This is a genomic window from uncultured Actinomyces sp. (genome assembly GCF_963526355.1).
GTDB lineage: Bacteria > Actinomycetota > Actinomycetes > Actinomycetales > Actinomycetaceae > Actinomyces.
Genome location: NZ_CAUROW010000003.1, coordinates 70043 through 91948, shown reverse-complemented (window position 1 = coordinate 91948; position 21906 = coordinate 70043). Strand labels below are relative to the sequence as shown.

18 protein-coding genes are annotated in these 21906 nt (G+C 68.7%); 13 read left to right on the top strand and 5 right to left on the bottom strand.

Annotated elements, in window-relative coordinates; translation table 11 throughout:
- Position 1 precedes the first annotated feature (1 nt).
- Positions 2-2062, top strand: coding sequence for an ATP-dependent DNA helicase (locus RWR81_RS02085; RefSeq protein WP_314453678.1), 2061 nt, complete (start codon positions 2-4; stop codon positions 2060-2062).
- A 118-nt stretch (positions 2063-2180) separates the two neighbouring features.
- Entirely contained in the window at positions 2181-3182 is a 1002-nt protein-coding gene (locus RWR81_RS02080) for an L-lactate dehydrogenase (RefSeq protein ID WP_314453675.1), read from the top strand.
- A 125-nt stretch (positions 3183-3307) separates the two neighbouring features.
- Here RWR81_RS02080 and lexA read toward each other — a convergent pair whose 3' ends face one another.
- Positions 3308-4078 carry a transcriptional repressor LexA gene (gene lexA, locus RWR81_RS02075; protein ID WP_314453674.1) on the bottom strand — a complete coding sequence of 257 codons (771 nt, stop codon included), beginning with the start codon at positions 4076-4078 and terminating at the stop codon, positions 3308-3310.
- 213 nt (positions 4079-4291) lie between these two features.
- On the opposite strand from lexA, the gene RWR81_RS02070 reads away from it, so the two are divergent.
- Positions 4292-5041 (top strand): LysM peptidoglycan-binding domain-containing protein, encoded by a 750-nt coding sequence (locus RWR81_RS02070; protein ID WP_314453672.1) that lies wholly within the window; start codon positions 4292-4294, stop codon positions 5039-5041.
- 78 nt (positions 5042-5119) lie between these two features.
- The gene (gene nrdR, locus RWR81_RS02065; RefSeq protein WP_314453671.1) at positions 5120-5614 is read left to right on the top strand and encodes a transcriptional regulator NrdR; all 495 of its coding nucleotides are present in this window, start codon (positions 5120-5122) and stop codon (positions 5612-5614) included.
- Positions 5615-5683: 69 nt separating this feature from the next.
- On the opposite strand, the gene RWR81_RS02060 is transcribed toward nrdR, so the two are convergent.
- Together RWR81_RS02060 and RWR81_RS02055 are read right to left on the bottom strand one after the other, a co-directional pair.
- On the bottom strand, positions 5684-6823 hold the full coding sequence (locus RWR81_RS02060; protein ID WP_314453670.1) for a glycosyltransferase family 4 protein: 1140 nt from the start codon (positions 6821-6823) through the stop codon (positions 5684-5686).
- A gap of 86 nt (positions 6824-6909) precedes the next feature.
- Entirely contained in the window at positions 6910-7647 is a 738-nt protein-coding gene (locus RWR81_RS02055; RefSeq protein ID WP_314453668.1) for an IclR family transcriptional regulator, read from the bottom strand.
- 199 nt (positions 7648-7846) lie between these two features.
- On the opposite strand from RWR81_RS02055, the gene leuC reads away from it, so the two are divergent.
- The 5 genes from leuC (at position 7847) to RWR81_RS02030 (ending at position 13608) form a co-directional block, all read left to right on the top strand.
- Positions 7847-9361 (top strand): 3-isopropylmalate dehydratase large subunit, encoded by a 1515-nt coding sequence (leuC, locus tag RWR81_RS02050; protein WP_314453666.1) that lies wholly within the window; start codon positions 7847-7849, stop codon positions 9359-9361.
- Positions 9362-9415: 54 nt separating this feature from the next.
- Positions 9416-10069: a 3-isopropylmalate dehydratase small subunit gene (leuD, locus tag RWR81_RS02045; RefSeq protein WP_314453663.1), complete on the top strand. Its 654-nt coding sequence runs from the start codon at positions 9416-9418 to the stop codon at positions 10067-10069.
- 248 nt (positions 10070-10317) lie between these two features.
- Positions 10318-11640, top strand: coding sequence for a UDP-N-acetylglucosamine 1-carboxyvinyltransferase (gene murA / locus RWR81_RS02040; protein ID WP_314453660.1), 1323 nt, complete (start codon positions 10318-10320; stop codon positions 11638-11640).
- Between the two features lie 127 nt (positions 11641-11767).
- Positions 11768-12559: a lysophospholipid acyltransferase family protein gene (locus tag RWR81_RS02035; RefSeq protein WP_314453725.1), complete on the top strand. Its 792-nt coding sequence runs from the start codon at positions 11768-11770 to the stop codon at positions 12557-12559.
- Positions 12556-13608 carry an NAD(P)H-dependent glycerol-3-phosphate dehydrogenase gene (locus tag RWR81_RS02030; protein WP_314453657.1) on the top strand — a complete coding sequence of 351 codons (1053 nt, stop codon included), beginning with the start codon at positions 12556-12558 and terminating at the stop codon, positions 13606-13608. Before RWR81_RS02035 ends, RWR81_RS02030 begins: the two co-directional genes overlap by 4 nt.
- Positions 13609-13694: 86 nt before the next feature.
- Here RWR81_RS02030 and RWR81_RS02025 read toward each other — a convergent pair whose 3' ends face one another.
- Complete coding sequence (locus RWR81_RS02025) at positions 13695-14378, bottom strand: AMIN domain-containing protein (protein WP_314453654.1); 684 nt, start codon at positions 14376-14378, stop codon at positions 13695-13697.
- A 98-nt stretch (positions 14379-14476) separates the two neighbouring features.
- Between RWR81_RS02025 and RWR81_RS02020 the strand changes: the two genes are divergently transcribed.
- Positions 14477-15643: a D-alanine--D-alanine ligase family protein gene (locus tag RWR81_RS02020; RefSeq protein WP_314453651.1), complete on the top strand. Its 1167-nt coding sequence runs from the start codon at positions 14477-14479 to the stop codon at positions 15641-15643.
- Complete coding sequence (locus RWR81_RS02015) at positions 15630-16709, top strand: thiamine-phosphate kinase (protein ID WP_314453648.1); 1080 nt, start codon at positions 15630-15632, stop codon at positions 16707-16709. Before RWR81_RS02020 ends, RWR81_RS02015 begins: the two co-directional genes overlap by 14 nt.
- A gap of 94 nt (positions 16710-16803) precedes the next feature.
- Here RWR81_RS02015 and rpmB read toward each other — a convergent pair whose 3' ends face one another.
- A complete protein-coding gene (gene rpmB, locus RWR81_RS02010) occupies positions 16804-16995 on the bottom strand; it encodes a 50S ribosomal protein L28 (RefSeq protein WP_003785965.1) in 192 nt (63 codons plus the stop codon).
- Between the two features lie 514 nt (positions 16996-17509).
- On the opposite strand from rpmB, the gene RWR81_RS02005 reads away from it, so the two are divergent.
- Together RWR81_RS02005 and RWR81_RS02000 are read left to right on the top strand one after the other, a co-directional pair.
- Positions 17510-19474, top strand: a complete 1965-nt coding sequence (locus RWR81_RS02005; RefSeq protein WP_314453645.1) for a DAK2 domain-containing protein — start codon at positions 17510-17512, stop codon at positions 19472-19474.
- Between the two features lie 169 nt (positions 19475-19643).
- Positions 19644-21899 (top strand): ATP-dependent DNA helicase RecG, encoded by a 2256-nt coding sequence (locus RWR81_RS02000; protein WP_314453722.1) that lies wholly within the window; start codon positions 19644-19646, stop codon positions 21897-21899.
- Positions 21900-21906: the final 7 nt, after the last annotated feature.

Genomic DNA, 21906 nt, shown 5'->3' with positions numbered 1-21906 from the left:
CGTGACCCGAACCGAGCCGGGCCGGCCGAACCGGCCTGGCCCCGACGGCCCCAGTGACAGGAAGGTCCTGGACATCCTGGACACCGCGGTGCGTGCCATGGGCGGCAGCCCCCGCCTGGGGCAGAGCACCATGGTGCGTGAGGTCGCCCGGTCGGTGGCCGACGGCACTCACCTCCTGGTGCAGGCCGGTACCGGAACGGGGAAGTCGCTGGGCTACCTGATCCCCGCCATGGCCCACGCCGTACAGGCCGGTCACCGGGTCGTGGTCTCCACCGCCACCCTGGCCCTTCAGCGGCAGATCCTCACCAAGGACGCACCCCTGGCTGCTGACGCCGTCGAGCAGGTCACCGGCACCCGCCCCGAGGTGGCTCTGCTCAAGGGCTGGCAGAACTATCTGTGCCGACACCGCCTGAACGGCGGCTATCCGCAGGACGAGGACGAGGCCGCGCTCTTCGGCGTCGGTGATGCCATCGCCCAACCGGCCGCCGGGCACGGGGTCGACGCGAGCCTGGGGGAGCAGGTGGTCCGCCTGCGCGAGTGGGCGGCCAGGACGGACTCCGGTGACCGTGACGACCTCGTCCCCGGCGTCTCCCAGCGCGCCTGGGCCCAGGTAGCCGTCTCCCGGGCCGAGTGTCTGGGGCAGTCCTGCCCCCTGAAGTCCGAGTGCTTCCCCGATCTGGCGCGCGCCGCCGCCTCCCGGGCCGATCTCGTGGTGACCAACCACGCCATGCTCGGCGTGGTTGTCGCCGGCAACCCCGGCGTCCTTCCCGACCACCAGGTCCTCATTGTCGACGAGGCCCATGAACTGGCCGACCGCATCCGCTCCCAGGGCACCATCGCCCTGTCGGCGGCCGCCGTGGCGCGTACAGTCGCCACCGCCCGCAAGCATGCCTCCGTGCTGGTCAGCGAGCTGGAGTCCGCCGGCCAGACCCTCCAGCTCGCGCTGGCCGAGCTGCCCGACGGCAGGCTGGGGGCGTCTCTGCCCACCGCCCTGCACGACGCGCTCGTGGTTCTGGCCGGCGCCGCCCGCCAGGTCGCCTCCGACGTGCGCGACCAGGCCCGCGCCGTGGGTCGTGACCGCTCCAGTGAGGCCGCCGGAGGCCTGGCGGTCGCTCGCACCGCCATCGCGGACCTGGTCGACGCCCTGGACCGCATGACCTCGGACTCGGTGGCCCAGGGCCGCGACGTCGCCTGGATCGAGCGTCCCCGCATGGGTGCCGAGCCCCCACGACTCCTCCTGGCCCCCATCGAGGTTGCCGGATCTGTGGCGAACCACCTGCTTGACGGCCGCGCCAGCGTCATGACGTCGGCGACTCTCGCCCTGGGGGACAGCTTCGAGCCCATGGCCCGCTCCCTGGGACTGTCCCTGGCGGAGCAGCCGTGGAGAGGCGTTGACGTCGGCTCTCCTTTCGACTACCCCCGCCAGGGCATCCTCTACGTGGCAGCCCACCTGCCCCGCCCCGGTGCCGGCATCTCCGAGGCCGCCCTGGATGAGATGCTCGCGCTGGTCGAGGCCTCCGGAGGTGGCATGCTGGGCCTGTTCTCCTCCAAGCGGGCAGCCCAGGAGGCCGCCGAGGTGCTGCGCGGAGCCACCGACCTGCCCGTATACGCTCAGGGGGACGATCAGCTACCCACCCTGGTGCAGGCCTTCGCCGACGATGAGGCAGCCTGCCTGGTGGGCACCCTGTCACTGTGGCAGGGCGTGGATGTACCCGGACGTACCTGCCGGCTCGTCGTCATCGACCGCATCCCCTTCCCCCGCCCCGATGACCCGCTCGCCCAGGCCCGCACCGACGCCGTCACTGCCGCCGGAGGCAACGGGTTCATGAGCGTGTCCGCCACCCACGCAGCCCTGCTGCTCGCACAGGGCTCTGGCCGCCTCATCCGTCGCAGCCAGGACCGCGGCGTGGTGGCTGTCCTCGACTCGCGCCTGCGCACCGCCCGCTACGGAGGATTCCTCGCCCGCTCGATGCCCGCTCTATGGCCGACGACGAAGCCCGACGTGGTCCGGGCCGCTCTGAGACGTCTGTCCGCACACTCCGGTGCTCCGGGAGAGGAGTGAACCTGCCGGCTGGGCCCTTAGGTATGTGCCCCTCAGTAGGATCGGCACGTAGGCTTGGAGTGAGCGGGTGCTTGTGCCCCTGCGGTCCTGCCCAGCAGATCCCATTGAGGAGAAGAACGTGTCAGACCACATCACTACTACCGCTGAAGGCTCCTACCCCACCAACCGTTCCGGCCGTCCCTCCAAGGTCGCCGTCATCGGAGCCGGGGCCGTCGGCTCCACCCTCGCCTACGCCTGCGTGACCAAGGGCGTTGCCCGCGAGGTCGTTCTGCAGGACATCGTCAAGGAGAAGGTCGAGGCCGAGGCCCTCGACATCGCCCAGGGAATCCAGTTCACCTCCGCCGGCTCCGTCTCAGGCTCCGACGATCCCGAGATCTGCCGCGACGCGGACGTCATCGCCATCACCGCCGGTGCTAAGCAGAAGCCCGGCCAGTCCCGTCTCGAGCTCGCCGGCGCCACCGTGGGCATCATGGAGAAGATCCTTCCCAAGCTGGTGGAGGTCGCCCCTAACGCCATCTTCGTCCTCGTGGCCAACCCGGTGGACGTGGTGACCTACTGTGCCAAGAAGATCACCGGTCTGCCCGAGAACCAGGTATTCGGCTCCGGAACAGTACTGGACACGGCCCGCATGCGGTACCTCATCTCGCTGGAGACCGGTACGGCCGTCCAGAACATCCACGGTTACATCGCCGGTGAGCACGGCGACTCCGAGGTTCCCCTGTGGTCCTCCACCGAGATCGGTGGCGTACCGATCACCCAGTGGGGCGCCACCCTCGACGGCGGCGTGTTCGACGAGGCCAAGCGTGAGCGCATCGCCCATGACGTGGTCCGCTCCGCCTACCGCATCATCGAGGGCAAGGGTGCGACCAACTACGCCGTTGGACTGGCTGTCCAGCGCATCATCGGTGCCGTCCTCAATGACGAGCAGCGGGTGCTCACCGTCTCACCGCTGCTGGAGGACTGGCATGGCATCTCTGATGTGTGCATGGCCGTTCCCACGATCGTGGGTCGTGAGGGGGCTGGGCGTCGCCTCGAGCTGCCCCTGACCGCCGATGAGAAGGAGCGCCTGACCGCCTCCGCCGACCACCTGCGCGAGGTTGCGCGCGGTCTGGGCTACTGAGCTCTATCCGAGTCCTACTCCCAGTCAGTCGCTGAGGGCCCGCCCCGGTCACCGGGCGGGCCCTCACCGTGTATCGAACCGGGTTTGGCCACGAGTGGGGCGGACAATGAGTTCTACAACGGGCTCTACAACGACCGCAGTACCGTGACCACCTTGCCCATGATCGTGGCATGGTCGCCGTCGATCGGCGCGTAGTTGGAGTTGCGGGGGAGCAGCCACTGGTGGCCGTCGCGACGCGAGAGCACCTTGACCGTCGCTGAGGTGCCATCGACGTCCTCAACCATGGCGGCCACGATCTCGCCGTTGGCCGCGTCAGGCTGCGAGCGCACGACGACCCAGTCGCCGTCGCAGATGGCAGCCTCGATCATCGAGTCCCCATGCACCTCCAGCATGAAGAGCTCTCCCTCGCCGGTGAGGCGCCGCGGCAGGGCCACGACGTCGGTGACGTCTTGTTCGGCCAGGATCGGAGCTCCGGCCGCGATGCGTCCCACCAACGGCACAGCGACTGCGTCTCCGTCCTCAACGCCCGCGATCCGAGGGGCTTCGGGCGAGGCGACGAGTGCGGTGGCGCCGGCGACATCTGCGCGAGCGTCAGTGCTGCCGGCGACGACCTCCATCGCCCGAGGGCGATTGGGGTCTCGGCGCACCAGCCCCAGGCGCTCGAGCTTGTCCAGCTGGTGCTTGACGGAGGAGGGACTGGTCAGACCCACCTGCTCACCGATCTCCCGCAGCGAGGGCGGATAGCCATGGGCGGCGATGGCCTCGCGGACCGCCTCGTAGACCGCCCGAGCGCGCTTGTCGAGGTTGTCGATGGCCGCGGTGACGGCTTCGGAGGCGTCTGCGCCGGTGCGCGGGACCGATGCCGGTGAGGTGCCCCGTTGTGCCGTGCTGCTCATGGTCCTGCCTCTTCCTGCCGGACAGCCCTCGGACCCGCAGGTGTTAAGGGCGCGGAATAGATGTCGGTGGTCTGTGATCGTCTTGGATGCAACAAGCCTAACGGTGAGACGACCGCGATTCAAACACATGTTCGAAGAAATGCTGGACGTGTCGCCGTTTGGGCGCTAGTGTGTCGAACAAACGTTCGTCGAACATGTGTTCAGGAGGTAGTTGTGAGCGTCATCGCCATCCCGTCCTTGCCTCGTCCGGCGTCTCGGACCCGAACCCGTGGACGTACCACCGGGCAGGTGCCTGGGCGTTCCGGTGAGCAGGCTGTTGTGAGGGCCTCCTCTCGGCCTCGCCTGCGGCTGGTGACTGCCGGCTTCGTCCCGGAGGCTCCGACTCTCCGTGCGGTCGATGACGATATGTCTCGCCCCGCGGTGACCCACGACACCATGTCGCCGGCACTGCCGGTACTGCCGGTGCGTCGTCCTTCCCGTCCCGCCGTCCTGCGTGGTCATCGGCCGGAGCTGGAGAGACTGGCGCCGCAGCACCCGGCTGTACGGGCGGCCAGACTGCGTGAGAGTACTGTCCGTCGTGATGGTGCACCGCTGAAGAGTCGGGCGGATGCCAGTGCTGGTCCGTCCCGGGGACGGCAGGAACGGGGCCTGCGTTTCGGAGCCGACCTGCGTCGCTATCGCGGTGGGCTCCTCGTTGTTATCGCCGCGATCGTGCTCATCTGTTGCGGACTCATGCTGGGAGGTCTGGTAGGTCTGCTTGCTCCGAGCTCCACAGCAATGCTCGCTCAGGGGGCCGTGGGGACAACTACCACCGTGGTCCGTCCCGGCCAGTCCCTGTGGGAGATCGCCGCAGCGAGCGGGACCTCAGACGTCCCCGCAATGGTGGCTCGGATTGTGAGTCTCAACGGCCTGCAGAGCGCCGCTGTCCACTCTGGGCAGACCCTTGAGGTCCCAGTCGGCTGAGGGTCTGTTGATATGCGGGTCGTACTGTGAGGCAGGCTTGCGGGGTGGCCCGCCGGGCGTTTACTCTCCGATGGACCGATGGGTAGTTCTGTGAGATCGGAGGTCGCAGGCGTGCACTGCCCCTTCTGCCGTCACGACGGCTCGCGCGTGGTGGACTCCCGGACTGCGGAGGACGGTACCTCGATCCGTCGTCGTCGTGAGTGCCAGCAGTGCGGGCGCCGCTTCACCACCCTGGAGACTGCCAGTCTGTCGGTCCGTAAACGCTCCGGTGCTGTTGAGCCCTTCAGTCGTGACAAGGTGATGGTCGGGGTGCGGCGCGCCTGCCAGGGCCGTCCTGTCTCCGATGACGATCTTGCCCTGCTGGCCCACAAGGTGGAGGAGTCGATCCGGGCGACCGGACAGGCCCTCGTGGAGTCCCACGACGTGGGTCTGGCGATCCTCGGGCCGCTGCGCGACCTCGACGAGGTCGCCTACTTGCGTTTCGCCTCCGTCTACTCCGACTTCAGTTCCTTGGAGGATTTCGAGACCGCGATCGCCCAGCTGCGTGTCGGGCGTGCCTCGCACAGTGCCTAACCGTCTCACTGGTCTCGACCACTGCTGACCTCCCGAGTCTCATCGTGTCCTCGCTGGGTCGCGCGTCGATTACCGTGCGTCGATCGCTCTGATGAGACCCGCAACCAGGGGGGGCCACGTCCATCGCTCCTGCATCAGCGTTCGCCCCGCAGCCCCCATCCGAGCTCTCAGCGCCGGGTCCGACAGCTGGCGGACCAGCGCTGTCACCAGGGCGTCCTGGTCGCGACCGTCGACGATATCGCCGGTGGTCCCCTCGACCACCGTTTCGGGTGCACCACCACTTGTACCGGCGATGACGGGCAGCCCCGTGGCCGAGGCCTCGAGGAAAACGATGCCCAGCCCCTCGACGTCGAGACCGCCTCTCCGCGTACGGCATGGCATGGCGAAGACATCACCCATCGCGACATGACCGGGTAGTTCGGCGACAGTCACTTCGCCGGTGAGGGTGATCGATCCTCGTGTCGGCGAGGTGCGGCGGAGCATGGCCAACCTCTTGGCGTAGGAGCCCCAGCCCACGATTACCAGTCTGGCTCCGGGGAGGTGCTCGATCACCCGGGGCCAGGCCTCGATCAGCGAGTCCTGGCCCTTGCGTGCCACGAGCCGTGAGACGCACACGACGGTCGGGGCCTCACCCAGGCCGTAACGGGCCCGTAGGGCCGAGCGGGCCTCGGCGTCGGGACGGAAACGCTCGACGTCGATGCCGCTGGGGAGACGGAGTACCTGTTGACCGTGCGGCATATGGGGGCGGAGCCTGCCCAGCGTGTAGTCAGAGATGTAGGTGACCACGTCGGCGTCGCGGAGGATCCGGTGCAGTGCCTGGCGGGCGCCCGGTATCATCCCCCAACCGACCTCATGTCCGTGAGTGGTGGCGATCACGCGGGTCGCGCCGGCCCGCTTCGCTGCGCGGCCCAGCAGGCCGAGCGGTGCGGCGGCGCCGAACCACACGGTCTCGATGCCTCGATCGCGAATCAGTTGCTGCATGCGCCTGCGCACGTCCGGGGTTGGTAGGAGCATATGGGTGGGCATACGCACCACGTCGAAGGGTGCCCTGCGGTCGAAGGTCTCGGCGGCCTGGAGGCCCTCGGGCGGGGTGGATGCCAGGACGGTGAGGTCGGCGGGGGGCAGGCGCTGGGTGTAATCGTCCAGGTAGGACTGGATGCCGCCCACAACGGGGGGAAAGTCGTTGGTGACCAGCAGGGTGCGTCGCATACTGGGAGTCTATCGAGGTCCTCTCCGGCCTCGCTCCGGTCTCGGTGGTGCTCTGTGCCGTCCTCCGGCCCGCACGGGGACGGGAGTCAGCTCTCGTCGTTGTTGCGCAGAACCTCGGACAGGCGGCGTGCTGCCGCCACGACCACGTGTCCATGGGTGCGGCCTGGTTGACGGCCCATGCGCTCGATGGGCCCGGAGATTGAGATTGCCGCTACGACCTTGCCCCCCGGCCCACGCACCGGCGCCGAGACCGAAGCAACTCCGGGTTCCCGCTCCCCGACCGACTGGGCCCAGCCCCGACGTCGGACCGCCGAGAGCATGGTGGCGGTGAAGCGCGCGCCCGTCAGACCGCGGTGCAGGCGGTCGGGCTCCTCCCAGGCGAGCAGCACCTGGGCGGCGGAACCGCCTTGCATGGACATGGTGGCGCCCACGGGGATGGAGTCACGTAGCCCGATGGGGCGCTCGGCATTGGCCACGCAGATGCGCACGTCACCCTGACGGCGGTAGAGTTGTGCGGACTCGTGGGTCTTGTCGCGCAGAGCCGCCAGCACTGGTCCGGCGGCGGCCAGGAGATGATCCTCGCCCGCGGCGCAGGCCAGCTCGGTGAGCCTGGGGCCCAGGATGAAGCGCCCCTGGGAGTCGCGGGTGACCAGGCGGTGGAACTCCAGGGCGACCGCGATGCGGTGTGCCGTGGGGCGGGCAAGATGGGTGGTGGACACGAGCTGGGCCAGAGTCGCAGGTCCCGACTCCAGTGCGCTCATCACCAGGGCCGCCTTGTCGATCACGCCGACGCCGCTGCTATCGTTGTCTAAGGAGCCGTCCATACTCTGATACTGACATTTCAAGGTATGAGATTTCAAGTTAGGGTCGGCCCCGGAAGCGGCACCGTGTCAGCATCCTGGGGCCGGGTAAGAACCTGCGGCGTCAGAGGAGGCGCGGCCGCCTCTTGCGGTCTGCACGGCGTCTCGCGGGCTTGTGAGGCCGGCGTGGTTGCGATCAGCTGTTTCTGAGAGGATGAAGTCGATGGGAATGACTCTCGCCGAGAAGGTCTGGCGTGATCATGTGGTGTCCAAGGGTAGCGATGGCGCCCCCGACCTGCTGTACATCGACCTCCACCTGGTTCACGAGGTCACCAGCCCCCAGGCCTTCGAGGGACTGCGTCTGGCCGGACGCAGGGTTCGCCGTACTGACCTGACCATCGCCACCGAGGACCACAACACTCCCACCCTCGATATCGACCTCCCCATCGCCGACGTCACCAGCCGTGCCCAGATCGAGGCCTTACGCGCCAACTGCACCGAGTTCGGGGTACGTCTGCACCCACTGGGGGATGCCGACCAGGGCATCGTCCACGCCGTCGGTCCGCAGCTGGGGCTGACCCAGCCCGGTATGACCGTGGTCTGCGGCGACTCCCACACCTCCACCCATGGCGCCTTCGGGGCGCTCGCCTTCGGTATCGGTACCTCTCAGGTCGAGCACGTCCTGGCCACTCAGACCCTGCCCATCGCTCCCTTCAAGACAATGAGCGTCACCATTGACGGCGACCTGCCCTCGGGCAGTGGGGCCAAGGACATCATCCTGGCCATCATCGCCAAGATCGGCACCAATGGGGCTCAGGGGCACGTTATCGAGTACCGCGGCCGCGCCATCGAGCAGCTCTCGATGGAGGCCCGCATGACGGTCTGCAACATGAGTATCGAGGGCGGGGCCCGAGCCGGCATGATCGCCCCTGACCAGACCACCTTCGACTATCTCAGGGGCCTCCCTCACGCACCCGTCGGCGAGGACTGGGACGCCGCCGTGGAGTACTGGTCCGGTCTGCGCACCGACCCCGACGCCGTCTTCGACACCGAGGTGGTACTCGAGGCCAAGGACATCGAGCCCTTCGTCACCTGGGGCACCAACCCTGGACAGGGCCTACCGCTGTCCGCCGCCGTCCCTGACCCCGAGAGCATCGCCGATGCCACCGAGCGGCTGGCCGCTGAGCGGGCCCTGGAGTACATGGATCTCGTTCCGGGAACGCCCCTGCGCGACATCAAGGTCGACACCGTCTTCATCGGCTCGTGCACCAACGGCCGTATCGAGGACCTACGGGCCGCCGCAGAGGTGGTGCGCGGACGCAAGAAGGCCGACGGGTTGCGTATGCTCGTGGTGCCCGCCTCCGCCCGGGTGCGCCTTCAGGCCGAGGCCGAGGGGTTGGACCGGGTCTTCACGAGTTTCGGGGCCGAGTGGCGCAACGCCGGATGCTCCATGTGTCTGGCCATGAACCCCGACAAGCTCTCCGCCGGGGAGCGTGCCGCCTCCACCTCCAACCGCAATTTCGAAGGGCGTCAGGGTAAGGGCGGACGCACCCACCTTGTCTCACCCGTCGTCGCAGCGGCCACCGCCGTGCGCGGGGCCCTGTCGGCACCGGGGGACCTGCCTCCGCGCCCCGTGGACTGCGTCGGCGACGACCGGGCGCTGGATGCTGTCGACATCCCAGTGGTCTCGGCGGTGCCGCAGCCGGCGGCCACCGTGCACCCGACGACCGGCCTGTAGCGTCCGGGCCCTGTGCACGAAGACGACCAGACAGAGGCAAGGAGCTCAGAGACTGTGGACAAGTTCATCCGACACACAGGCATCGGTGCCCCGTTGCGGCGCAGCGCCGTCGACACCGACCAGATCATCCCGGCGGTCTACCTCAAACGCATCACCCGTACGGGCTTCGACGACGCCCTGTTCGCCTCCTGGCGGGCCGGTGAGCCCGACTTCATCCTCAATCAGGACGCTTACAAACGGGCCTCGGTGCTCGTTGCAGGTCCTGATTTCGGCACGGGCTCCTCGCGGGAGCACGCCGTGTGGGCGCTCAAGGACTACGGGTTCAAGGTTGTCCTGGCTCCCCGCTTCGCTGACATCTTCCGCGGCAACGCCGGCAAGCAGGGACTGGTGGCCGGGGTCGTGACCCAGGAGGACTGCGAGCAGCTGTGGAAGATCCTCGAGACCGAGCCGGGCACCGAGGTGACGGTGGACCTGGAGAACCGTACGGTCGAGGCCGGAGCGTTCCGCTGCGCCTTCACCATTGATGACTATGTGCGCTGGATCCTCATGGAGGGGCTCGATGACATCTCCCTGACCCTCACCCAGGAGGACGCCATCCGTGACTACGAGGAGGCCCGCCCCGCCTTCAAGCCGCGCACCCAGCCGGCCAGGCATCTGCCCGCCCAGGAGGTTGTTCCGGCCCGAGCTGTGGACATGCCCCGGCCTTGAGGGCGGCCGGGGTGGCCGAGTCCGGGGCGGGTACCGGCCGTATTCATCGGTTTTCATCGGGTTTGATGTGACATCCTTGCATATTGATCGAGACTTACTGTGAGTCGAAGGCCACCTGATGCGGGCAGGAAAACGGCACTGGGAGCCCCTCCGCTGCGCTTATGCTGGGACGGCCTTGCGCGCCCGCGCGAGGATGGGTACCCGGCTCAACGCGCACGGCATGCCCAGATGACGTCATGGAGGTGCGCATGGTCGACGGTCTGCTCCAGGTCGAGGGCGGTCGCCCGCTGACTGGTGAGATCACCGTCCGCGGAGCCAAGAACCTGGTTCCCAAGGCGATGGTGGCGGCCCTGCTGGGGTCATCCCCCTCGGTTCTGCGCAACGTTCCCCTCATCCGGGATGTCGACGTGGTCTCGGGGCTGCTGAGCCTGCACGGTGTGAGCATCGACTACGACCAGCGTGAGGGCGTCCTCCAGCTGGACTCCTCCAAGGTCGGGTCCGCACACATGGCCGATATCGACGCGCACGCCGGCTCCTCGCGCATTCCGATCCTGTTCTGCGGCCCGCTCCTGCACCGCCTGGGGGAGGCCTTCATCCCCGACCTGGGCGGGTGTCGCATCGGCGACCGCCCCATCGACTTCCACCTGGAGATCCTGCGCCAGTTCGGCGCCATCGTCGACAAGCAGGCCCAGGGCATCCGGTTGACCGCCCCCGCCGGCCTCAACGGCACGGTCATCGAGTTGCCCTACCCCTCAGTCGGAGCTACTGAGCAGACCCTGCTCACCGCCGTGCGCGCCCGCGGGCTGACCGAGTTGCGGGGCGCGGCTGTCGAGCCGGAGATCATGGACCTGGTTGACGTCCTGCAGAAGATGGGCGCCATCATCTCGGTGGACACCGACCGCACCATCCACGTTGAAGGTGTCGACGAGCTGTGCGGCTACACCCACTCGGCCCTGCCCGACCGCATCGAGGCCGCCTCCTGGGCCTCGGCCGCACTGGCCACTCGTGGGGACGTGTTCGTGCGCGGAGCCCACCAGAGCCACATGACCACCTTCCTCAACACCTTCCGCAAGGTGGGGGGCGCCTTCGACGTCACTGACGAGGGCATCCGCTTCTACCACCCCGGCGGTGACCTGCGCTCGATCGTGGTGGAGACCAACGTCCACCCCGGATTCATGACCGACTGGCAGCAGCCTCTCGTCGTGGCGCTCACCCAGGCCCAGGGCCTGTCCATCGTTCACGAGACCGTCTACGAGAACCGCTTCGGGTTCACCGGCGCCCTTCGCAAGATGGGGGCCACCATCCAGGTCTACCGCGAGTGCCTGGGTGGAACCGAGTGCCGCTTCGGCCAGCGCAACTTCTACCACTCCGCGGTCGTCTCCGGGCCCACGCCGCTGACTGGGGCCGATATCGTCGTCCCCGACCTGCGCGGTGGCTTCTCCCACCTCATCGCTGCCCTGACCGCCGAGGGCACCAGCCGGGTCGAGGGCGTCAACCTCATCGACCGCGGCTACGAGCACTTCATGTCCAAGCTGGAGTCCCTCAACGCCGCTGTCACCCGCCTTGCCTGAGCTGAGACGACTGAGTCACTCGTCGGCACGTGCGCGGTCTTGACCGGGGCGAGGGAGGTCTGGCGCGGCTCGGGATCGGATGGGCTTCGTGAGCGGATAGAGTTCACCCGTGCCTTCAACACGCCCCATGACTCCGTTCTACCGCTTCGCCGCACGCGGGGCGATCATCCCGTTCCTCAAGATGGTGTCCCGGCAGACGGTGACCGGCCTGGAGAACATCCCTCGTGAGGGCGGCTTCATCGCCGTGGCCAACCACCTGACCGATCTTGACTCGCTCACGGCCATGCGCGCCCTGGTCGACGCTGACGTGCCGGTCTACTCCCTGGCCAAGTCCACCCTGTTCAAGGTTCCGGTACTCGGCTCGATCCTGCGGGCCGGCGGCCAGATCCCGGTCCAACGGGGCACCCAGAACGCCGCCGCCGCTCTCAAGGCCGCAGGTGACGTGCTGGCTGACGGCGGAGCCATCATGATCTTTCCTGAGGGTACCCTCTCACGCGACCCTCTCAAGTGGCCGATGGTCGCCAAGACCGGGGCGGCCCGGCTGGCCATGACCAGTGGTGCACCCGTCCTGCCCATGGGGCAGTGGGGGGCACATGAGATCCTGGACACTTACGGACGCCGTCTCCACCCCTTCCCGCGCAAGGAAGTGCGTGTCGTCTTCGGCGAGTTGATGGATCTGTCCCGATTCGGTAGGGACACTCAGGACCGCGAGGCCGTGCGCGCCTGCACCGCTGAGATCATGCGGGCCATCACCGTCCTGGTGGAGGGGCTCAGGGGTGAGAAGGCCCCCCGGCCCTTTGACATGCACTACGACGGCGACCCCGGCAAGGGCAGGATCGGTGTGCGCCGCCCCGACCCTCTACCTGAGTCGAGTGGCCAGGAGTCTGAGGCCGGAGAGAGTCAGGAGGCCGGACAGTGAACCGGACGAGACGTATCGGCCATGCAGCGGCGCATCGGGCGGTCGTCATCGGCTCGGGCGCCTGGGGCACCACCTTCGCCGGCCTCCTGGCCCAGGCCGGCACCCCGACGACGATCTGGGCCCGGCGTCAGGAGGTGGCCGACGAGATCAATGCCGGTACCAATGAGCGCTATGTCCCCGGCCACCGTCTGCCCCCTGAGGTTACGGCCACCACCGACCTGGTCGGGGCCGTGAAGGGGGCGGGTGTCGTCGTCGTGGCCGTGCCCTCCCAGGAGGCCCGAGGGGTCCTTGAACCTCTCCGTGGTGCCTTGGCCGACGACGCTGTGGCCGTCTCCCTCATGAAGGGGGTCGAGCTGGGCACCGGGTTGCGAATGAGCGAGGTCCTGGTCGAGGTCCTGGGCATCAACCGCTCCCGCGTCGTCGTCGTCTCCGGGCCCAATCTCGCCGACGAGATCGCCGCCGGACAGCCCACCGCCACCGTGGTCGCCGCCGACGACGAGCAGGTCGCTGCCCGGGTCGCCGCCATGTGCGCCACGGGTACCTTCCGCCCCTACACGAACACCGACGTTCTGGGCGTCGAGTTGTGCGGGGCGGTCAAGAACGTCATCGCCCTGGCCGTTGGAGCCGCCTCGGGCCGGGGGCTGGGGGACAACTCCAAGGCCACGATCATCACCCGGGGCCTGGTGGAGATCACCCGCCTGGGCCTGAAGCTCGGCGCCCGTCCTGAGACCTTCTCCGGGCTGGCCGGTATGGGTGACCTGGTGGCCACCTGCTCCTCACCCCTGAGCCGCAATCAGACCTTCGGCTGCCACCTCGGTCAGGGGATGAGCGTGGCTGAAGCCGCCGCGGCCTCTCGGGGCGTGGCCGAGGGCGCCAAGTCCGCCCGCGCCGTCCTCGACCTGGCCCGGTCCCACGGCGTGGACATGCCGATCACCGCAGGAGTCGTCACCGTTGTCGAGGGCGCCGCCAGCGTTGCCCAGGTAACTGACGCGCTGTTGGCCCGCCCCCGCAAGGCCGAGGGCGTGCATGCCGCCCCGTCGGAGACGTAGACGGTAGGACGCCTGCCACTGCCACGTGCGGACGCCGTCTTGGTGCTGGAGCGGAGGGGCTAGTCGTGGGCGGGTTCAGTCCTGGTTCAGTCGTGGGCGATGTCGATGACCAGGCGTGTGGGGTTGGACAGGTTGAAGATGCGGTAGGTCTGAGAGTCGGTGCCCAGCACCACCTGGAACTCGCCCTCAAAACCGGGGTCGATGTAGACCGAGTCGATGCTGCTGCCGTCGTTTGCGTAGTCGGTGGGTGTGATCTGTCGATGGCCGATCTTCTTCTGCCCGTCCGGGGGCACGGCGGCCACACCAGTGCCTCGGACCACCATCGTATGGTCCCCTTGAACCGTGATCGGATCTCCCTTGCCCGAGGTGTAGGCCGGGACGTCCCACTGCGGCTGGTTCCAGCCCGGCGCCCCTTGTCCGTCGAACTCCACCACCACCCGGCTGAAGCCCTCCTTCGGGTGGTTTCCGACCCTGAGGTCGGAGACCGTGAGGGTGCTGCCCTCGGCGGCCTGTTCGCCCTGGGAGCCGGAACCCCAGTCGGGGGCCTCCGAACTGTTGTCCTCCGGGGTGCCCGACGGCGCGCTACTCGTCGCTCCGGGAGCTGCGTCCGGTGTCGCGGTGGTGGAGGAGCCGGTCTTGGCGGCGGTAGGGGTGGTGGAGGAGCCGGTGAGGGTGGCGGTGGATGATGGCGTATCCAGTGTGCAGGCACTGAGCATCAGGGCCGTGCCTGCCAGCAGGGTGAGTGGTACGACGGGGCTGCGTCGGTGCATTGTTGCCTCCTTCTGATGGGGCGACGGGGTGCCCCGTGTTGTTTCAGGATCTCAGGGTGTTATCAGCATACGGGGCCTCGCGCGGTAGCGTGGGACCTATGACAGACCTCCAGGAAACCGGCCCCTCCGTTCCCAGTCCTGACAACTCCAAGGTGCGTGTCGCCGTCGTCTTCGGCGGCCGTAGCGGTGAGCACACGATCTCCTGCGCCACCGCCGCCGGGGTCCTGTCGGCCATCGACCGTGATCGCTACGAGGTCCTCCCTGTGGGCATCACTGGTGAGGGCCAGTGGTTGCTCGTTGAGGACGACCCGGCCGCCCTCGAACTGAGCGATAGCCGACCGCCGGCGCGGATCACCGCGGACGGGCTGGGGCGGGGGGTCCTCACCGCCCCGCTGGGAGGTGGCGACCTCACGGTGGCCGCGCCCGCAGGCCCCCAGGTGCTCGGCCAGGTCGACGTGGTCCTGCCGCTGCTGCACGGGCCTTATGGGGAGGACGGAACCATCCAGGGAATGCTGGAGATGATGGGCCTGCCCTACGTCGGCTGCGGGGTGATGGCCAGTGCCGCGGGTATGGACAAGCAGGTCACCAAGGTGCTCCTGGGGGCGGCCGGCATCGCCACGGCCCCGTACGTCGCCGTCGGCCCACACGCTTGGAAGCGCGACCCCGAGGCGATCCTGGAGGCCTGTCGGTCCCTCAGCTACCCCCTGTTCGTCAAGCCGGCCCGAGCCGGATCCTCCCTGGGTATCAGCAAGGTCGAGTGCCCCGAGCAGCTTCCCGGTGCCATCGAGGCGGCCCGGGCCGTCGATCCCAAGGTCCTCGTGGAGAGCGGCATGGTGGGGCGTGAGATCGAGGTCGCCGTCCTCGAGGGACGCGACGCAGACGCCCCTCGCGTGGCCGAGCCCGGCGAGATCGCCATGGATACCTCCCAGGGCGCCGGCGAGTTCTACGACTTCGAGACCAAGTATCTGGCCCATGACGCCGTCGCCATGGTCTGCCCGGCGCGCATCGGCGCCGAGGAGAGGTCTCTCATCATGGACACCGCCGCCCGGGCGTTCGAGGCCGTCGGCTGTGAGGGGCTGGCCCGAGTCGACTTCTTCCTCACCGATGCCGGCGAGGCGGTGGTCAACGAGATCAACACGATGCCCGGCTTCACTCCCTTCTCCATGTACCCCTACATGTGGCAGGTCTCCGGCCTGGAGTACACCGATTTGGTCTCCGAGCTCATTGAGCTGGCCCTGTCCCGCTCCACCGATGTCAACCGCTGAACCGGCTCTTCCCAGCGGCAAGACTGCGCAGGTCGGTGACCTCAGCGAGGAGGAGCTCCTCGCCGTCATCACCCCGCTCCTGCCGCGTGGACCTCAGGCTCCGATCGCCACTGGGGACGACTGCGCCGTCCTGTCCTTCCCTGATGCACGCACGGCCGTGAGCACCGACGTCCTGGTCGAGGGGCACCACTTCCGCACCGAGTGGTCCTCGGGGCGCGATGTCGGTGCAAGGGCTGCGGCCCAGAACCTCGCCGACGCCGCCGCTATGGGGGCTCGGCCGGTTGCGCTCGTCGTCGGCCTCGTCATGCCGCCGGCCACACCGGTGGTCTGGGTGCGGGACTTCGCCCTGGGGCTGGCGCAGGGCTGTGAGTCCTGCGGGGCCGGCGTCGTCGGCGGCGACCTCAGTGGCGGGGAGTCGCTGGTCGTGGCCGTCACGGTCCTGGGCGACCTCGAGGGCAGGGCGCCGGTCCTGCGAAGTGGTGCCCGTCCCGGCGACCTCGTTGTCCACGCCGGTACTCTCGGGCGCAGTGCGGCCGGACTGGCTCTGCTCAGTGCTGGGAAGCGGACTGCGGCGGAGCAGTATTGGGACCTGCCTCAGGTCCGGGACTGCCTGGCCGCCTTCCGGGCGCCGACTCCGGCTCTGGCGGCGGGCCCCGCCCTGGCCGATGCCGGAGCCACCTCCATGATGGACGTCTCGGACGGATTGCTGCGCGACGCCGGACGGATTGCCCGGGCCAGCGGCGTCGTCATCGACTTCAATGATCCGGGGAATCTGCCCGAGACCTCCTTCCTCGAGTCGGTCGCCGCGCTCGTGGCAGGCGGCCGAGGACAGGCGGCACGCGCCCTGGCCCGCGACTGGCTGCTCACCGGGGGAGAGGATCACGGGATGCTCGCCACCGTTCCGGCGGACTGCGCAGAGCATCTACCGGCAGACGCCGTGGTGATGGGGCGGGTACTGGCCCCTCGGAGTCCGCGGGCCGACGGACTCGACCACCGGCCGGGTGTGCTCGTAGGCGGACAACCGGTTGGCGAGTACGCCGGGTGGGACCACTTCGCCGGAACCTGAGTCACCGCTTCTCGAATGGGCCTGAAGCACGACAAAGGCCGCCGACTGCAGGCGCAGCGGCGGCCTCGCGCTCGAAGGGCTCGAGGCGGTTCGCTCAGATGTTGCGCGTCACCTTACCGGCCTTGAGGCAGGACGTGCACACGTTGAGGCGCTTGGGGGCGCCGTTGACGAGGGCACGCACACGCTGGATATTGGGGTTCCACCGGCGGTTGGTCCGCACGTGGGAGTGCGAGACGCTCTTGCCGAAGATGGGGCCCTTGCCGCAAACGTCGCACACAGCAGCCACGGTCTCACTCCTGATCTTCAATGCTTCAACGCTCAGGACGGTGCCCGGCGTCAGGTCCTACCGCCCAGGCGCGGGGCGCCGGGCAACCCGGAAACAATAGCGGACCGATCGGTGCCCTCCCAAGCTGGGGGAGCGTGGGGTCGGGCACATGTTGGCGTGTCCAGAGGGTGGAAAATGCATAATCGTTAGGTCGTAAACGTGTTTGATCTCACCATATGATGAATGTTTGCTTCAGTTGGGTGCAGTGGTACGCAGTTTGACCTGCGTGTCGGTGGTTCGGGTGTTCAATCGGCTTCCTTGCGCCCATAACAGGCCGTTGTGGACGGTTCTCACTCCGGTGGGAGGAATGTGTTCAGGCAGGTACTCTGAAAGCACAATCAATTCAGGGGCTCGGCCTGGCCGTGAATCAGACTCGCTGAACGCCAGCACGTTTGCAGATCATGCAGCGGAACATAAGGCGTTCGCAGCGTGAGACGCATGGTGTGGTCGTGGCTAGGACGCAGGGGAGGCGAAAATGGCGCAGTCGCAAGGACACCGCTCCACCACTCCTGTCCCTGACGCCCATGCACTGCACGGGGCCGCAGTGCGACGTTGGATCGCGCTGGCCGAGATCGTCGCCGATCAGACCCGGGACCTTGTCGATATCCTCAATGTCTTCCCGGTGCCGGATGCCGACACGGGAACCAACGTCCTGCTCACCCTGCGTTCGGCCTCCGACGCCCTCCACCGTCTGGGCCGGGCCGCAGACGCCGCCCAAGTCGCCCGCGCCGCAGCCGACGGTGCCGTGCGCGGTGCTCGTGGGAACTCGGGCCTCCTGGTCTCCCAGGCGCTGGCCGCCTTCGCGGATGTCTGCGCTGATGCCCCCGACCCCACCGGTCTGCGTCCCGTTGAACTCGTCCACGCCTACGAGGCCATGGCGGATACCACCTGGGCAGCAGTCTCCCGCCCGGTGGCAGGCACCCTGCTGTCCGTGGCCAGGGACGCTGCCACGGCCGCCCGGGCCGCGCTGGAGGAGGCGACTGCCGATTCACCCGCCACCCTCAGCGTGATCGCCGCTGCCGCCGCCTTCGGCTCTCAGGAGTCCGTCGTGGAGACCGCTGGCCTGGGACACGGCCCAGTGGATGCCGGGGGAGCGGCCTTCATGCTGCTGCTGACCTGTTTGTCGGACACCGTCGAAGCGATCCAGGATGTCGGCAGCGGGGATGAGGCGCCAGAGCTGCGCGAGGGCCATGAGGACGCCGACGAGCACGCTCCCTACACGGCCGTCGCCCGCCAGATGCTTGCCGACCTGGCCGAGGGCGGTGTGGCGCACGGTGTTGGTCCTACGCCCCTGGGTATGTCCACCGGCGAGTTCGAGGTCATGTACCTGCTGGAGGCGACTGCGGTTCAGGCCGGGCAGCTGCGTCGCGACCTGGAACACGTTGGTGACTCCGTGGGTGTCGTCGGCACCCCTGACGCCTTGGGGGTGGGGCTCTATCAGGTCCACGTCCACACCGACACGCCGCGTGCCGCACTGCCGCGTGTGGGCAGCGCCCGTCAGATCTGCATCCACCACCTTCATCCCACCGCCCTGGTGGCCGCCACCGATGAGCCCCCGTCCCCGTGGGGGTCGATCGTCTCCGACCCCACAGGTCAGGTGGTCTCTTTTGAGCGTCTGGCTGCCCGCCGAGCCAAGCGCAAGGCCAAATCGGTACGCATGCACCCTTCCCAGGCTGCTGCGCCACGCTCCGTATCAGCGGAGGGGGCGCGTCTGGTTGCGCGATCGCGACAGGCAGGGATCGGTGTCATCGCCTGCACCCGCGCCCCTGGGCTCATCGAGCAGCTCGCCCGTTCCGGTGCTGCCGTCGTCCTCGATCCTGATAGGGAGGGTATCGCCCGCGCCGCTGCGGACCTGGGCGCCTCCCAGGTCATCGTGCTGCCCTGCGATGCCGCCTGCACCGAGGCTGCCCACGATGCCGCCCGGTTCCTGGCGGCTCGCTCCGCCGTCTCCGCCGTCCGTCCTCCGGTCGGAGCGACGAGGGGCGCAGGCGGCAGTGCCCGTGAGACCGCTCAGGCCGGGATGCAGACAGGGGCGCAGTCGGAGCGATACGCCGCCGAGGGCATTCAGCTCCTCGTGTGCGACACCGATGACGAGGCCCGGGTCCTGGCGGCCACCGTCGCTCTGGCGGGGCGCGTCGAGGAGGCTGAGTTGGCAGAGCTGGCCCGCCGCGCCTGGAGCGCCGCTGCAGGCCTGCGCACCATTGCCCTCAACGGTGCTCAGGCCGATGCCGATGCCGTAGCCCGTGTCGTGGCCGCCGCGCTGCGGCCCTCCGACGAGCTCCTCACCGTCATCACCGGCCGCAACGCCGGTCGTGACGTCGGGGCTCTGGCGGCCAGCGCGGCGGTGGGTGCTCGTGGGCAGGTGGTCGGTGAGGACGTGGAGGTCGCCGTCCACGCCGGGGGTCAGGAGCATCCCGACGTCCTTATCGCCATCGAGTAGCCCGAGCAGCCACTGGCTGGATGTGACGTCACTGATGCGTGTCGGCGACTGTTGAGGAGTATGGGAGAACCCGGGGCGTCTTCGGATTATGGTGGGGACCGTGCCCAGTTCGACTGATCGCTCGCCTTGCGCTCCGCGTCGTGGTGGCGTCGGCATCCTGCAGCGCCCGCTGAGCCGGCTCGTGGGCAAGCGCACCGCCGCCCAGCTCGCCAAGCAGGGGGTGGAGACCGGGGCCGACCTGCTGCGTCTCCTGCCTCGGCGCTACGACTCCTGGGGAGACCTGACCGACATGCGCTTACTCGTCAAGGGCGAGCAGGCCACCATCCAGGCCCAGATCGTGCGGGCCTCCTCCCGGCGCACCCGCTCCGGCCGGGCGCCGGCCCTCATGGAGGCCACCGTTACCGACGGCGTCTCCACCATGGATGTCGTCCAGTTCGGCGCGGCGGGTCAGATGCGCGCCCGCGCGACCCAGTTGGCGCCTGGAACCACCGTGCTCATGAGCGGCAAGGTAGGACTCCATCGCGGACGCAAGCAGTTGTCCAACCCGCGCCTGTACGTCCTCGATGAGCTCGACGAGGCTGAGCGCGAGGCTCTCCTGGCCCGTCCCATGCCCATCTACCCGGGTACGGAGGCCCTCCCCTCATGGTCGGTGGCCAAGGCGGTACAGATCGTTCTGGATCAGCTGGGGGTGGATGATGTCCCCGAGCCTCTGCCTGACGAGCTACGGCATTCGGCCGGTCTTGTCGACGCCTACACCGCCTACCGCTGGGTGCACCGGCCCGAGGACGCCCGCCAGTGGAAGGCCGCCCGGAGCCGGCTGCGCCATGAGGAGGCTCTCGTTCTTCAGGTGGCCCTGGCCCAGCGTCGGGCTCACCACGAGAGCACCCGGACCGCGGTGGCATGGCCGGAGCCGGAGGCGACTGCCTCCCTGAGAGCCGACCTCGACACCGCCCTGCCCTATGACCTCACCGCCGGACAGGTGCGGGTCGGCCAGGAGATCGCTGCCGATCTGGCCAGTACCGTCCCCATGCAGCGCCTCCTCCAGGGTGACGTGGGCAGTGGCAAGACCCTCGTGGCCCTGCGCGCCATGCTCCAGGTGGTCGGAGGCGGAGGTCAGGCGGCCCTCCTGGCCCCCACTGAGGTGCTCGCGGCCCAGCACCACTCCTCCCTGGAGACGTTTCTCGGCCCCCTGGCCCGTCTCGGGATGCTCGATGGCGCCGAACGCTCCACCCGGGTCCATCTGCTGACCGGCTCCACCCCAGCCGTCCGGCGCCGCCGTACCCTGGCCGACCTGGCCGCAGGCGAGCCGGCCATCGTCGTGGGGACCCACGCCCTGCTGTCGGACACGGTGCAGATTCCCTTCCTGGGGCTGGTCGTCGTCGATGAGCAGCACCGTTTCGGCGTTGCCCAGCGCGACGCCCTGCGTGAGCGCGGCGGCGTCACCGACCCGGCCACAGGTCAGCGCCACACCCCCCACCTGCTGGTCATGACCGCTACCCCGATCCCGCGCACCATTGCCATGACGGTCTTCGGCGACCTGGCGACCTCCGTCCTCGACGAGCTGCCCGCCGGGCGCAGCCCCGTCCCCACGCACCTGGTGCCCTGGTCGCGAACCTCCTGGGTGGAAGGCATTTGGCGACGCGCCGCCAAGGAGATCGCCGCTGGTGGGCGTGTCTACGTCGTCTGCCCGCGGATCGAGGTCGGTGATGACGAGCCTCTTCAGGGGGAGGCTGCGGAGGACTCCGATGCGGACGCCGCGTGGGCTTCGGACCTGCTGGAGCCGGAGGCGACCGGTCGGCGTCCGGATCGCCCGCTGGCGGCCGTCGAGGAGTGGAGGCAACGGCTGGGTGCGGAGCCGGCCCTGGCCGGTCTCGACGTCGGGGTCCTCACCGGACGTATGAGCAGCGAGGACAAGGCTGCCGTCATGGCTGACTTCGCCTCCGGCGCCACGCCGGTCCTGGTTGCGACCACTGTTATCGAGGTGGGCGTGGACGTGCCCGAGGCGTCCATGATGGTCATCCTGGATGCCGACCGCTTCGGTCTGTCCCAGCTTCATCAGCTGCGCGGTCGGGTCGGACGCGGAGGTCGGGAGTCGGTCTGCGTGGCGGTCACCGGTGCGGAGGTTGGCTCCACCGCCTTCCACCGCCTCAAGGCCTTCGCCTCCACCACGGACGGCTTCGCCCTGGCCGAGGCCGACCTGGACCTGCGCAGTGAGGGCGACGTCCTGGGGTCCTCGCAGTCGGGACGTTCCTCCGGTCTGGACCTGCTGCGGGTGACTCGCGATGCGCGTCTTATCGCGACTGCGAGGCGCGAGGCCGAGCGAATCGTGACCGCCGATCCGCAGTTGCGCGAGCACCGGGCCCTGGCGTCTGCGATCGTCGAGCGTCTCGACGAGGAGTCCCAGGCCTTCCTCGCAAGAGCATGATGGGTTG

Bases quoted from the DNA above. Each gene is read 5' to 3' on its own strand.
- RWR81_RS02015 (WP_314453648.1), top strand. From the start codon at position 15,630: ATGTCAACCGCTGAACCGGCTCTTCCCAGCGGCAAGACTGCGCAGGTC.
- RWR81_RS02035 (WP_314453725.1), top strand. From the start codon at position 11,768: ATGACTCCGTTCTACCGCTTCGCCGCACGCGGGGCGATCATCCCGTTC.
- murA (WP_314453660.1), top strand. From the start codon at position 10,318: ATGGTCGACGGTCTGCTCCAGGTCGAGGGCGGTCGCCCGCTGACTGGT.
- leuC (WP_314453666.1), top strand. From the start codon at position 7,847: ATGGGAATGACTCTCGCCGAGAAGGTCTGGCGTGATCATGTGGTGTCC.
- RWR81_RS02060 (WP_314453670.1), bottom strand. From the start codon at position 6,823: ATGCGACGCACCCTGCTGGTCACCAACGACTTTCCCCCCGTTGTGGGC.
- RWR81_RS02025 (WP_314453654.1), bottom strand. From the start codon at position 14,378: ATGCACCGACGCAGCCCCGTCGTACCACTCACCCTGCTGGCAGGCACG.
- nrdR (WP_314453671.1), top strand. From the start codon at position 5,120: ATGGGTAGTTCTGTGAGATCGGAGGTCGCAGGCGTGCACTGCCCCTTC.
- RWR81_RS02005 (WP_314453645.1), top strand. From the start codon at position 17,510: ATGGCGCAGTCGCAAGGACACCGCTCCACCACTCCTGTCCCTGACGCC.
- RWR81_RS02055 (WP_314453668.1), bottom strand. From the start codon at position 7,647: ATGGACGGCTCCTTAGACAACGATAGCAGCGGCGTCGGCGTGATCGAC.
- RWR81_RS02020 (WP_314453651.1), top strand. From the start codon at position 14,477: ATGACAGACCTCCAGGAAACCGGCCCCTCCGTTCCCAGTCCTGACAAC.
- lexA (WP_314453674.1), bottom strand. From the start codon at position 4,078: ATGAGCAGCACGGCACAACGGGGCACCTCACCGGCATCGGTCCCGCGC.